Source organism: Amycolatopsis sp. NPDC031561, from assembly GCF_055580625.1.
Genome location: NZ_JBVILA010000017.1, coordinates 149,844 through 162,151 on the forward strand (window position 1 = coordinate 149,844; position 12,308 = coordinate 162,151).

Below are 12,308 nucleotides of genomic sequence, written 5' to 3' on the forward strand. Positions count from 1 at the left end.
GGGGTTTTCTGCTGGGGGTGGAGTTTCCGGACCAACGGGGGGCGCCACGTTTTCCTCCTCGGGGTGTTGAGAAAGCCACTTTCGCGACGTCTGATGTCCCGAAAGTGGCTTTCGCGACACAGCTGCTCGGCATCGGACGCGACGAAGAACACCTTCATCCCGTCACCGGATTCGCCCACGAACACGCCACCTTTGACTTACCTGGCAATAACCCTCTTTGTCACTCACGACCTTCTCGAAAATAGAACATCTAGCCATCAATCGGACATCCAGCTGCCAGAGAGTGTCCCCTGTGGACACTCGGGGAATGACTGGCGCCCCGCAGACATGACATGTTTGCCCTTCCCCTCGCTAGTCCCAGCGCTGTGAGGCGTACACGACGACGTTGTCCCGATAGGACCGTTTCGCCGCGTCGAAGCTTCCACCGCAGGTGATCAACCGGAGCGCGCTCCCCGGCGCGGGTCCGTAGACGGCCTGTGTCGGGAACTCGTTCTTCGGGTAGCGCTGGACCGAGTCGACCCGGAACACGACGTCGCCGCCGTCGGACCGCGAGACCCGCACTTCGTCGCCGGAGCGCAGTTCGCGCAGCCGGAAGAACGGCGCCGGTCCCGTGCGCGAGTCGACGTGCGCGGCGAGGACAGCGGGGCCGGGGTCGCCCGGCACCGGACCGTCCTCGTACCAGCCGACGTCGGAGAACCGTTCGGGCGCCTGGAGTTCGCCCGCGGCGCCGAGCGCGAGCGGGATCAGTCCGGTCTGATCGAACCCGATCGCCGGGATGGTCAGCCGGACCGGTGACACCTCGGCCCTCGCGGGCAACGGAAGCGGGCCGGACACCGCGGGCGCGACCGTCGCCGCCGGAGGTGGAGGGGTCGCGGCGGGCGCGCAAGCGGTGAGCGCGGCGAGTCCTAAGAGGACGAATACGGCACGGTCAGCGATCATGCGCCGGGCGCCGCCGGATCGCCAGGAGGGCCAGCGCGGCCAGCACCGGGAGCGCCGCGAAAGTCCACCATGGCAAGGAATCCGAGGACGTCCCGCCGCCACCGGTCTCGACGCCGAGCTTCGGCGGGTCCGGCAGGGTGGCGCCGTCGGCGATCGGCTCGGTCTTCAACCCGGTTCCGTTCTCCGTCACCAGCAGGCTGGTCGTCGACCCGGCCTTGACGTCCACTGTGGACTCCGACGAGGCGCCACCGGAGGTCAGCTTCAGCGGCCAGCGTCCCTCGGGGAGGTCGATGTAGGGCGTCGTGACGCCGTACGCGGCGTCGTTCGCCACGGATTTCCCGTCCGGCCCGGCAACGCTGACCGGGGTCAGCGCGGCCGAACCCTGGACGACGCGCACCCGCCCGCTGCCCGCCGCGGGTGCGGTCAGGTCGTCCTGGACCAGATCGCCCTTCAGGCCGCCGCCGGGTCCGTTCGCGAACACCAGCAGGGAGTACGCGCTCGCTTCCTTGATCTCGATCGTCGCGCTCAGCGCGGGCGGAGAGGACGCGGCCGCGTCGGCGGGCCGCATCGAAACGGTGTACGCGCCGGGAGTCACCGAGGAGTACGGCGTCACCGCGCCGTAGCCCGCCTTGCGGACGACGACCTTCTCGGCCTTGCCGAAGGCGGCGAAGTAGACGTCGACCGGCGGGACCTTGGGGGAGAGGTGGCCGACGCGGATCCAGCCGACACCGGGACCGGGGGCGGCGTTCGCGGTGAGCGGGAGACCGCCGAGCAACAGCAGAGCGGCGGCGAACACGCCGGCGGGTCTCAGCAGAGTCGTGAGGGGACGCATGGCGGGGACCTTTCGTTGCCGGGATCAGGGCGCGGAGAACGGCGTGAGCAGCCCGGGCGGCGGGAACAGCGGGTACGTCACGAGCACCCCGCCCGGCACCCGGGTGACGGACGCGGGTTCGAAGGTGGCGCGCTGGCCTGTGTAGAAGTCGGCGATGGCGGCTTCGTCGTTACCGGAGACGACCAGACGACGTAGTGGCTGACCTGCGGCGACTTCGCCGGTGGCGGAAGGAAAGTCGACCAGGCGGATGGGCCGGAAGGTGGCGAGGGCGGCCACGGTGGCGATGAGCCGAGGATCGACCTTGCCCGCGTTCAGCGCGTCGCGAGTGCGTCCCTCGCACTGAACCTGCTTCGACGACGCCAAGGCCGCACCGGCGCGGGTGCGGGCTCCGGACTCCTCGGTCTCGCCGAGCGGATCCGCTGATTCGCCGACACGGGAGACGGTGACCGCGTCCGGTCCCGAGCCGAAGACGGCGACTTTGGCGGCACCGGCGAGAAACGCCGACGCGGCCGGGAAGCGCGGCCCGTCGCGTTGTCCGGAGGCGGTCAGCACGGCCCACTCCGGGGTCGCGCAGGTCGCCGCGCAAGAGCCGATCGTGATCAGGGAACCGGTCGGCCAGCCGTGTGCGGCGAGTTCGGTCCAGCTCGCGTCGTCGACCAGGACGACAGCGCCGGAAGCGTTGTCCCGCAACCATTCCCGCGCCTGTGTGAGCGCGACCCCGCCGGACGGCTCCGAGCTCAGCCTGCCGAAACCGTGCACCCATCCGGCGACCGAAACGAGGGTCAGCACCGCGGCCAGCACGAGGGCGGACACGGGATGGCGCATCGGGACCAGGCGGTGCCCGGCGGGCGGCCTGCCCGCCGCGACCGTGGCCGCGACCTCGGCGATGAGCAGCGGCGTCAGCGGGATCAGGAGTGCGAGAGGGAGTTCGACGGGGATCGAGGGCAAGGCGAGGACAGCGGCGATCAGCAGTGCCGACACGGCGAGCGGACGGGTGCGGGGCAGGACCATCCCGGCGACGATCGCGACCATCGACAGCACGACGAACACCGGATCCAGCGCGACCCAGGTGGCGATACCCGGCGGCCCCGGTTCGGGTAGTTCCGGGCGCAGCGCCGGGCCCGCCGGGCCGAAAGCGATGCCGAGACCGAGTGTGAACACCACCGCGGTGAACGCGACCCGCGAATCCTCACGCCGCCGGACGAGAAGCCAGCCCGCCGCGGGAAGCGCCAGCAGGGCCAGCGGTGCCGTGAGCACGGCCGCGAGCAGGCACAACGCGGCCAGGACGTCGTGCCATGGCCGTGCTCGCTCGCGGGGTGTCGCGGCGAGGACGAGTGCGGCCAGCACCCAGGTGACGGCGAGATGCTCGACGATCGCCACCCGCTGCAGCCCGATCGCGAGCGGCGACACCGCCATCAGCACGACGGCCGTGGTCGCCGCCCAGAACGGCAGACCCAGTCGCCGCGCGAGGATCCACAGCAGGACCGCGCACAGCACGGCCGCGACGACCATCGTCTCGCGGACCGCCGTGACCGGGACGAGGTTTCGCTCGAACGCTCGCGACACCAGCGCGTACCCGGCGAGCTGCGCCCAGCCGAACGGTGAGGTCCCGGTGCCGCCGGTGCCGGTGAAGGAAGTGAGGTGGCTCAGGGCGAAGACGTGGGCGACGGTCGCCGGTTCGGTGGCGGGAGCAGGTGCCGTCGACGCCAGATCGAGGACGCGCACGCCACCGGTGACCACGAGAAGGGTGAGGACGACGTCGATGGACAGCAAGCGCCTGGCGGCCGTCTCCACCCGGCGACGGCCGTCGGTACTGGCGGGGGCTCGGCCCGGTGGCGCGTCCCCCCGGTGCTGGGCCACCCGCGAAAGCGTAGTCCCGAATTTTCGCTCCGGTAAGGGTTAGCGACTGCTCCATCCGGGCGCGAAACCGCGCGGGAGTGGAGAATTTCTTACAGACTACGAGAGAGTGCCAACGCGGCCGTGCGGACAGCGGGCGCGACGCGGTTGGTGTGCATGCGATTCGCCCAGCCGGAGATCGACAACGCCGCCACCGCAACGCCTTTCGCGTCGAGCAACGGGCTCGCGGCACAGACGACGCCGACGCCGGACTCTTCCCGTTCGAACGCGATCCCGTCGCCGCGGACCTTGGCGAGCTGACGGCGCAGCAGCCCGGCGGCGGTGATCGTCCGGGCGCTGACGCGGGGCAAACCGGCGTCGATCACCTGTGCCACAAAGGATTCCGGAGAGAACGCGAGGATCGCTTTCCCGACACCGGTGGCGTGCGCGGGAAAGCGGCCGCCGATCCGGGACGGCAGCGACGGTGCGTCCGGTCCGCGCAGGATGTCGAGATAGACGACCTCGGTGCCTTCCAGGACCGCGAGATGCACGGTGTTCCGGGTCGCCTCGCGAAGATCGGCGAGGTACGGGCGCGCCGCCTCGACCAGTCCACGGCGCCGTACCGCCAGTTGGCCTATCTCGAACAGCTTCAGCCCGAGCCGCAGCGCCGAGTCCTCGCGTTCGAGCAGCCCGGTCGCGACCAGGTGACCGGTGAGCCGGTGGACGGTCGACTTCGCCAGGCCGGTCCGCCGCGCCAGCTCGGAAACGCCGAGGGCGTCGTCGCCGGGACGGAAGGCCGAGAGCAGCGCGGTGACACGGGCGGCGACGAGGCCGTCCGCTCCGGTTCGTTCCGGGTCGTCGTTCCGCCCAGCGGCACGCATGGGTTGAGTGTGCCCTATCCGCTCGGGAAGCGTCACCTGACATGGCGCAACGGAAAGCGGTGGCCGCGATCGTCGGTCCCGGGAACATCGGAACCGACCTGCTCGCGAAGCTGAGGCGCAGCGACCACGTCGAGGTGCGGTACATGGTCGGCGTCGACCCGGACTCGGACGGGCTGGCGAAGGCCGCCGAACTGGGACTGGAGACCTCCGCCGGGGGCGTCGACTGGCTGCTGTCCCGCGACGAACTGCCGGACCTGGTCTTCGAAGCGACCTCGGCGAAGGCCCACCTGGCGAACGCGCCGCGCTACGCCACCGCCGGGATCCGCGCGATCGACCTGACCCCGGCCGCGGTCGGCCCGTTCACCTGCCCCGCCGTCGGCCTGCCCGAACGGCTGGACGTGCCGAACGTCAACCTCATCACCTGCGGCGGCCAGGCCACCATCCCGATCGTGCACGCGGTGTCCCGGGTGACGCCGGTGCCCTACGCCGAGATCGTCGCGTCCGTCTCGTCCCGCTCGGCCGGGCCCGGCACCCGGGCGAACATCGACGAGTTCACCGCGACGACCGCGCGCGGGATCGAGCTCGTCGGGGGAGCGAGCCGGGGCAAGGCGATCATCATCATCAACCCCGTCGAACCGCCGATGATCATGCGCGACACGGTCTTCTGCGCGATCGACCCCGACGCGGACTTCGACGCGGTGACCGAATCCGTCCACCGGATGGTCGAGACCGTCCAGGGATACGTGCCGGGCTACACGCTCAAGGCGGATCCACAGTACGACCCACCCCGGCAGGGCTGGAGCGGGCAGGCGCGGGTCGCGGTCTTCCTGGAGGTCGCCGGGAACGGGGACTTCCTGCCGAAGTACGCCGGGAACCTCGACATCATGACCGCCGCGGCCGCCCGGGTCGGCGACCTGCTGGCCACTCAGGGGGTGGCGGCGTGAAGTGGGACGAGATCGATCGCGCGGTCCGGCTGGTCGACACGAGCCTGCGCGACGGCAGCCACGCGATGGCGCACCAGTTCACCGAAAAGAACGTGCGCGACACCGTCCGGGCACTGGACGACGCCGGGATCTCGCTGATCGAGGTCAGCCACGGCGATGGGCTCGGCGGCTCGACGTTCAACTACGGCTTCTCCCTGGTCGACGAACGGAAGCTGATCGCCGCCGCGGTCGACGAGGCACGCCACGCGAAGATCGCGGTGCTGCTCCTGCCGGGACTCGGCACGGTCGGGGACCTGCGGGCGGCGGCCGATCTCGGCGCGGGCGCGGTCCGGATCGCGACCCACTGCACCGAGGCCGACGTCTCCGTCCAGCACTTCGGCGCGGCGCGGGACCTCGGACTGGAGACGGTCGGTTTTCTGATGCTGTCCCATATGTCCACGCCGGAGGCGCTGGCGAAACAGGGCCGGATCATGGTCGACGCCGGTTGCCAGTGCGTGTACGTCGTCGACTCCGCGGGCGCGCTGATCCTGGAGGACGCGGGCGACCGCGTCGCCGCGCTGGTGGCGGAATTCGGCGACCAGGCGCAGGTCGGCTACCACGGTCACCAGAACTTGAGCTTCGGCGTCGCGAACTCGGTGCTCGCCCATCGCGCGGGCGCCCGGCAGATCGACGGTTCGCTCGTGGCGCTCGGCGCGGGCGCGGGGAACTCGCCGACCGAGGTCCTCGCGGCGACGTTCGAACGGCTCGGGATCCGCACCGGCGTCGACAAGGACGTGCTGATGGACGCGGCCGAGAACGTCGTGAAGCCCTACATCACGCGGCTGCCGGTGATGGACCGGTCGTCGATCGTGCAGGGCTTCGCGGGGGTGTACTCGAGTTTCCTGCTGCATGCGGAGCGCGCCGCCGAGCGCTACGGAGTCCCGGCGCACGAAATCCTTTACCGCGTCGGTGCCGCGAAGTACGTGGGCGGGCAGGAGGACATGATCATCGACATCGCCCTGCAACTGGCCGCCGAGCGGGATCAGGACTGAGCGTCGGCGCCGAGCACGAGGCGGACGCAATGGTCGATCAGGCGCTCGCGGCTCACCTTGAGCGAGCCGTCGAGATAGGCGATGAACACGTTGCTCAACGCGCCGACCAGCCCGATCGAGATCATCTGCCGTTCGGCCGCGTCGCCGTGGGACAACTGCCCGCTGACCAGTTCCGCGAACGAGGGGAGGAGCGCGATCCCGCGCGTGGTCAGCGCGGGATCGGTGATCGGCGCGAGGAGGAGCACGCGGCCCTTGCGCGGGTCGTCGAGCATCAATCCGACGAACGCGCGGACGGCGGCCTTCGCCCGTTCCGCGGGTTCTGCCGTGTCGCTGACGGCGTCGACGAGGGCCTGTCGAGCCTGCTCGCCGATGTGCTCGTAGACCGCGACGACCAGTTCCTCGCGGTCGGTGAAGCTCTCGTAGAAGTACCGCTCCGTCAGCTTGGCGTGACGGCACACCGCGCGGACGCTCACCCCGGCGCTGCCCTGGGTGCCGAGCAGGTCGAGGCCCGCGTCGACGAGCTGTTCCCGCCGCGCGGCCTTGCGGTCGTCCAGGGTCGTGCCTGCCCAGCTGCGGCCGGCCATGATCGGCTCCTCGTCCTGAATGCGATGTTGACTACGGCTGTTGTCAACTTTAACCTGACAACAGTTGTGGTCAATTTAACCAGCTCATTGAGGAGACCGGGGATGACACAGCCGCGGCCGCTGGGACCGGATTCGCTGACGTGGAAGTACTTCGGCGACTGGCGTGGGCTGCTCATCGCGCTCTGGGCCGGATCCATGCAGAACATGCACCCCGAGCTGGGCGCGGGCGTCGAGGAGCATTCCCGGTTCTTCGAGGAGCGCTGGCAACGGCTGTTCCGCTCGCTGTACCCGATCGGGGGAGTGATCTACGACGGACCGCGTGCCCGGCAGACCGCGCTGGAAGTGCGCGGTTACCACGATCGGATCAAGGGCATCGACAAACAGGGGCGCCGCTATCACGCGCTCAACCCGGACACCTTCTACTGGGCGCATTCGACGTTCTTCATGAGCGCGATCCTCATCGCCGACAACTTCGTCGGCGGTATCGGCGAGGCCGAGAAGCGGAAGCTGTTCGACGAGCACGTGCAGTGGTACGAGATGTACGGCATGAGCATGCGGCCGGTGCCGGAGTCGTGGGAGGACTTCCAGCTGTACTGGAAGCGCATGTGCGAGGACGTCCTGGAGGACAACAAGGCCACGCGCGACGTCCTCGACATCAAAGACCTCCCGAAGCCGCACTTCCTGCCGTGGCTGCCGGATTTCGCGTGGAAGCTCGTGCGCGGGCAGGTCGCGCGGAACTTCGTCTGGCTGACCGTCGGGTTGTACGACCCGCCGATCCGCGAACGGCTCGGGTACACCTGGACCGAACGCGACGAACGACGGCACCGGCGGACCGGGAAACTGATCAACGCGGCGTTCAGGCTGGTCCCGCGGGATCGTCGCTACCACCCCCGTGCGAGGGCGGGCTGGCGCCGGGAGCGTGGCGAACTGGCCACGGACGCGCCGTTGGTCGAGACTCCCGCGAGGAACCTTCCGCCGCTATCGGAGCGGGGCAAACCCGAGCACTACTCGCCGAACGTCTGATTAGGAGCCTCGATGAAGCTGGGTTACCACCTCGGTTACTGGTCCTCCGGTCCGCCCGAGGGCGCGCTGGACGCGGTGCTGAAGGCCGAAGAACTCGGCTTCGATTCCGTGTGGACCGCCGAGGGCTACGGTTCGGACGCCTTCACCCCGCTCGCCTGGTGGGGCGCGTCGACCAGCCGGATCAAGCTCGGCACCAACATCGTCCAGATGTCGGCGCGCACCCCGACCGCGACGGCCATGCACGCGCTGACCCTGGACCATCTGTCCGGCGGCCGGTTCGTCCTCGGGCTCGGCGCGTCCGGGCCGCAGGTGGTCGAGGGCTGGTACGGGCAGCCCTATCCGAAGCCGTTGGCCCGCACCCGCGAGTACGTCGACATCGTGCGGAAGGTCGTCGCGCGTGAAGCGCCGGTGACCCACGACGGGCAGCACTTCCAGTTGCCGCTGCAGGGCGGAACCGGGCTCGGCAAGGCGTTGAAGTCCACAGTGCACCCGTTCCGCAAGGAGATCCCGATCTTCCTCGCCGCCGAGGGGCCGAAGAACGTGGCGCTGTCGGCGGAGATCTGCGACGGCTGGCTCCCGCTGTTCTTCTCGCCCAAGAGCGACGCCTTTTATCGGACGGCGCTGCAAGAGGGCTTCTCGCGCCCAGAAGCCAGGCACGGTTTCGACGACTTCGAGGTCGCGGCGTCCGTCCCGGTGCTCGTCCACGACGACGTCGAGGAGGCCGCGAGCTGGATCAAGCCGTCGCTGGCGCTCTACATCGGTGGCATGGGGGCGAAAGCGGTCAACTTCCACCACGACGTCTTCGCCCGGATGGGATACGAGGACGTCGCCGACAAGGTCCAGGAGCTGTACCTGGCCGGGCGCAAGGACGAAGCGATCGCCGCGATCCCGACGTCGCTGGTCGAGGACACCTCGCTGATCGGGCCGGCGGAGAAGATCCGTGACGAACTGGCCGCTTGGGAGGAGACCGTGGTGACCACCTTGCTGCTGAGGGGCGATGCCGCCACGCTCGCGAAGGTCGCCGACACCCTCTCGTAGCTGGAGCTGAAGGGCGCTTTCCCGCATCCCATGCGGGGAAAGCGCCCTTCGTCGCGTCGCATGCGGGGAAAGTCCCCTTCAGCCCCGGCCGTTCGTGGGTTGCGACCGTGAGGCCCATCACGTAGCGTCCCCGCCACGAACGTGAAGTCGGTTCATGTTCGTGGCCGGGAGGTACATCTCATGGCGGTGAGCCGGAGGCGGGTTCTTGCGGGTGCGGCGGCCTTGCCGGTCGCGGCGGGCGTGCTCGGCGCCCAGAGCGCGCGGGCGGAAACGCCACGGCAGCAGGGTTTCCGTGTCGGCGTCGGCATCTCCGACGTCACCGGCCCCGCCGCCGAGAACGGCATGATGGGCTACTCGATGCCGCAGCAGCAGACCGCCGGCATCCACCTCCGCACCCGCGCCCGGGCCTTCGTGGTCGACGACGGCGCCAAGCGGATCGCGTTCGTCACGGCCGACCTCGGTGCCCTGTTCCAGTCCGTCCACCAGGGCGTGATGCGCAAGCTCCAAGCCGCCTACGGCGAGCTCTACACCGAGCAGAACGTGCTCCTCAACGCGACGCACACCCACTCCGCGTGCGGCGGCGATTCCCACTACGCCGCCTACGATCTGGCGATCCTCGGGTTCCAGCAGGAGGTCTACGACGCCGTCGTCGACGGGATCTTCGAGGCCATCAGCCGGGCGCACGCGAACCTCGCACCCGGGTCGATCCGGCTCGGCCGCGCGGAACTGACCAAGGCGAGCGTCAACCGCTCCCGCAAGGCCTTCGACCTGAACCCGAAGGCGGACAAGGACCACTTCCCGCAGGCGATCGACCCGGCCGTCACGGTGCTGCGGTTCAGCCAGAACGGCGCCGACGTCGGCGCGATCAGCTGGTTCGCCACGCACGGCACGTCGATGAGCAACGGCAACCACCTGATCAGCGGCGACAACAAGGGGTACGCCGCCTACGAGTGGGAGCACGACCACGCCGGCGTGCGTTACCTCGACGGGAATCCGCGGTTCGTCGCCGCGTTCCCGCAGACCAACACCGGCGACATGAGCCCGAACCTGAATCTCTCGCCGGGGACGCCGGAGACGGAGTTCGAGAACACCCGCACCATCGGCGACCTCCAGTTCCGCGCGGCGAAGAGTGCCTTCGACGCGGCCGCCGAAGCCGTGACCGGCGGTGTCGACCACCGGATGTGCTACGTCGACATGTCCGACGTCGCGGTCGAGGCGAAGTACACGCCGAACGGGCGGCCGCAGCACACCTGCACGGCCGCGATCGGGGTGTCGATGCTGGCGGGAAGCCGTGAAGACGGCCCCGGCCTGCCGCTCCCCGAAGGCGTGAAGAACCCGTTCATCGACTGGCTCGGCGGCATCGACGCGCCGATCCCGCAGGCACTCGCCGACGCGCAGGCGCCGAAGGTGGTCGCCGTCCCGTTCGGCGCGATGAAGCCGTACCCGTGGACGCCGGAGGTCCTGCCGCTGCAGATCGTCCGGATCGGACAGCTGCACCTCGTGGCCGTGCCCGCCGAACTGACGATCGTCTCCGGGCTGCGCCTGCGCCGGACCGTCGCAGCCGAACTCGGCGTCCCGCTGGAGAACGTGCTCGTCCAGGGCTACTCCAATGCCTACAGCCAGTACGTCACCACGCCCGAGGAGTACGACTCGCAGCAGTACGAAGGCGCGTCGACCCTCTACGGCCGGTACACGCTTCCCGCGTACCAGCAGGAATTCGCCAAGCTCGCGGCCGCGATGAAGGCGGGCCGGACGGTGCCGCACGGGCCGACGCCGCGCGACCTGCGCGGCAAGCTGATCAACTTCCAGCCCGGGGTCGTCTTCGACAGCGCGCCCGCGTTCAAGTCCTTCGGCGACGTCCTGGTCGACGCGAAGAGCACCTACGCGCGCGGCGAGCAGGTGGCCGTCGAGTTCGTCACCGGCCATCCGAAGAACGACCTCCGGCGCGGCGGCACGTTCCTCGAGATCCAGCGGCTGGTGGACGGCAAGTGGATCCGGCACGCCGACGACGGCGACTGGGACACCAAGTACCACTGGGCGAGGACGTTCGTCGCCGAATCGAAAGCCGTCGTCCACTGGAAGATCCCCGCGAACGCCCCGATCGGCAAATACCGCGTGGTCCACTTCGGCAACTGGAAGAACGGCTGGAACGGGGCGATCTCCGCGTTCAGCGGGACTTCCCGGACGTTCGTCGTCTCCTGACATCGGAAGGGTCATTCGTGCGGAAGCTCGCCGTACTCGCCATCGCCGCCGCCATGTTCGCCGGAACCGCCGTCCCCGCCCAAGCCGCGGTCTCGGTGAAGGTCATGGCCTTCAACATCTGGCAGCTGCCGTGGATCGCCAGCCCGAACACCTCGGACAAGCAGGCGAGGGCCAGCGCGGCCGAGGCCGTCATCCGCGCGAACGACGCCGACGTCGTCGTCCTGGACGAGGCGTTCAGCGCGCAGGCGGAGGAGATGCGGAACCGGCTGAAGGACGTCTGGCCGCACCAGACCCCGCTCGTCGGCCAGTACTGCAAGACGTCGCCGGGCTGGACCACGGTCAACGGGAACTGCTCGAATTCACCCATCGTGGTCAACGGCGGGGTCACCGTGCTGAGCAAGGCGCCGGTGACCGAACAGCACCAGCTGGTCTTCCGCAATTCCTACTCGGGCACGGCGGATTACCTCTCCAACAAGGGCGCCGCACTCGCCCGGCTGGTCGTGAACGGGAAGCCGCTTTGGATCGCGGGCACCCACATGCAGGCCGACGAGGGGCCGGAGACGCTGCCGAAGGCGCACGACATCCGGATGGCCCAACTGGGCGAGATCCGGGACCTGGTCACGAAATACGCGCCGGTCGGCGAGCCGGTCGTGATCGCGGGCGACCTGAACATCGAGTACTGGGCGGGACAGGGGCGCAAGGACGCGCAAGGCCGGACCCAGGTCCAGCAGGGTGAAGCCTTCCTCGGCGGTGTCCTCCGCACGGCCGGCGCAGGCGCGTACACCTTCGACGCCGCGACGAACCCGAACGCCGCGAAGTCCGTTCCGGCGACTTACCGGGACTCGCTCGACTACGTCGGAGCCGTGCAGGCGGGTGGCCGCCCACTCGCCGCTGTCGGCCCGGTACAGCTCGTGCATTACGACGGTGGCACGATTCCCTCCGACCACTACCCGGTGGTGGCCAAGATCCAATACTGAGGCCTTCATCGGGAGAATCGC

General features: G+C 69.5%; 11 protein-coding genes. 6 read left to right on the forward strand and 5 right to left on the reverse strand.

Annotation, left to right across the window (positions count from 1 at the left end; translation table 11 throughout):
* Positions 1-351: 351 nt before the first annotated feature.
* The 4 genes from ACZ5IK_RS29000 to ACZ5IK_RS29015 form a co-directional block, all read right to left on the reverse strand.
* Positions 352-939 (reverse strand): class F sortase, encoded by a 588-nt coding sequence (locus ACZ5IK_RS29000; RefSeq protein WP_465490593.1) that lies wholly within the window; start codon positions 937-939, stop codon positions 352-354.
* Positions 929-1,771: a DUF4397 domain-containing protein gene (locus ACZ5IK_RS29005; RefSeq protein ID WP_465490594.1), complete on the reverse strand. Its 843-nt coding sequence runs from the start codon at positions 1,769-1,771 to the stop codon at positions 929-931. Before ACZ5IK_RS29005 ends, ACZ5IK_RS29000 begins: the two co-directional genes overlap by 11 nt.
* Positions 1,772-1,795: 24 nt before the next feature.
* Positions 1,796-3,631, reverse strand: a complete 1,836-nt coding sequence (locus ACZ5IK_RS29010; protein ID WP_465490595.1) for a glycosyl transferase — start codon at positions 3,629-3,631, stop codon at positions 1,796-1,798.
* Positions 3,632-3,720: 89 nt separating this feature from the next.
* Complete coding sequence (locus ACZ5IK_RS29015) at positions 3,721-4,488, reverse strand: IclR family transcriptional regulator (RefSeq protein ID WP_465490596.1); 768 nt, start codon at positions 4,486-4,488, stop codon at positions 3,721-3,723.
* A 41-nt stretch (positions 4,489-4,529) separates the two neighbouring features.
* Here ACZ5IK_RS29015 and ACZ5IK_RS29020 point away from each other — a divergent pair, with 41 nt between their 5' ends.
* Together ACZ5IK_RS29020 and dmpG are read left to right on the forward strand one after the other, a co-directional pair.
* Positions 4,530-5,432, forward strand: coding sequence for an acetaldehyde dehydrogenase (acetylating) (locus tag ACZ5IK_RS29020; RefSeq protein ID WP_465490597.1), 903 nt, complete (start codon positions 4,530-4,532; stop codon positions 5,430-5,432).
* Positions 5,429-6,463: a 4-hydroxy-2-oxovalerate aldolase gene (gene dmpG, locus ACZ5IK_RS29025; protein ID WP_465490598.1), complete on the forward strand. Its 1,035-nt coding sequence runs from the start codon at positions 5,429-5,431 to the stop codon at positions 6,461-6,463. Before ACZ5IK_RS29020 ends, dmpG begins: the two co-directional genes overlap by 4 nt.
* Here dmpG and ACZ5IK_RS29030 read toward each other — a convergent pair.
* The gene (locus ACZ5IK_RS29030; RefSeq protein ID WP_465490599.1) at positions 6,454-7,047 is read right to left on the reverse strand and encodes a TetR/AcrR family transcriptional regulator; all 594 of its coding nucleotides are present in this window, start codon (positions 7,045-7,047) and stop codon (positions 6,454-6,456) included. The two genes, dmpG and ACZ5IK_RS29030, sit on opposite strands and share 10 nt — an antisense overlap.
* Before the next feature lie 102 nt (positions 7,048-7,149).
* On the opposite strand from ACZ5IK_RS29030, the gene ACZ5IK_RS29035 reads away from it, so the two are divergent.
* From ACZ5IK_RS29035 to ACZ5IK_RS29050, 4 genes are all read left to right on the forward strand, one after another.
* Positions 7,150-8,070 carry an oxygenase MpaB family protein gene (locus tag ACZ5IK_RS29035; protein ID WP_465490600.1) on the forward strand — a complete coding sequence of 307 codons (921 nt, stop codon included), beginning with the start codon at positions 7,150-7,152 and terminating at the stop codon, positions 8,068-8,070.
* Between the two features lie 12 nt (positions 8,071-8,082).
* Positions 8,083-9,108, forward strand: coding sequence for an LLM class F420-dependent oxidoreductase (locus ACZ5IK_RS29040; RefSeq protein WP_465490601.1), 1,026 nt, complete (start codon positions 8,083-8,085; stop codon positions 9,106-9,108).
* 180 nt (positions 9,109-9,288) lie between these two features.
* Positions 9,289-11,310: a neutral/alkaline ceramidase gene (locus ACZ5IK_RS29045; RefSeq protein WP_465490602.1), complete on the forward strand. Its 2,022-nt coding sequence runs from the start codon at positions 9,289-9,291 to the stop codon at positions 11,308-11,310.
* Positions 11,311-11,327: 17 nt separating this feature from the next.
* Positions 11,328-12,287: a sphingomyelin phosphodiesterase gene (locus ACZ5IK_RS29050; protein WP_465490603.1), complete on the forward strand. Its 960-nt coding sequence runs from the start codon at positions 11,328-11,330 to the stop codon at positions 12,285-12,287.
* Positions 12,288-12,308 lie beyond the last annotated feature (21 nt).

Bases quoted from the DNA above. Each gene is read 5' to 3' on its own strand.
- ACZ5IK_RS29040 (WP_465490601.1), top strand. From the start codon at position 8,083: ATGAAGCTGGGTTACCACCTCGGTTACTGGTCCTCCGGTCCGCCCGAG.
- ACZ5IK_RS29035 (WP_465490600.1), top strand. From the start codon at position 7,150: ATGACACAGCCGCGGCCGCTGGGACCGGATTCGCTGACGTGGAAGTAC.
- ACZ5IK_RS29015 (WP_465490596.1), bottom strand. From the start codon at position 4,488: ATGCGTGCCGCTGGGCGGAACGACGACCCGGAACGAACCGGAGCGGAC.
- ACZ5IK_RS29005 (WP_465490594.1), bottom strand. From the start codon at position 1,771: ATGCGTCCCCTCACGACTCTGCTGAGACCCGCCGGCGTGTTCGCCGCC.
- ACZ5IK_RS29020 (WP_465490597.1), top strand. From the start codon at position 4,530: ATGGCGCAACGGAAAGCGGTGGCCGCGATCGTCGGTCCCGGGAACATC.
- ACZ5IK_RS29030 (WP_465490599.1), bottom strand. From the start codon at position 7,047: ATGGCCGGCCGCAGCTGGGCAGGCACGACCCTGGACGACCGCAAGGCC.
- ACZ5IK_RS29000 (WP_465490593.1), bottom strand. From the start codon at position 939: ATGATCGCTGACCGTGCCGTATTCGTCCTCTTAGGACTCGCCGCGCTC.
- ACZ5IK_RS29045 (WP_465490602.1), top strand. From the start codon at position 9,289: ATGGCGGTGAGCCGGAGGCGGGTTCTTGCGGGTGCGGCGGCCTTGCCG.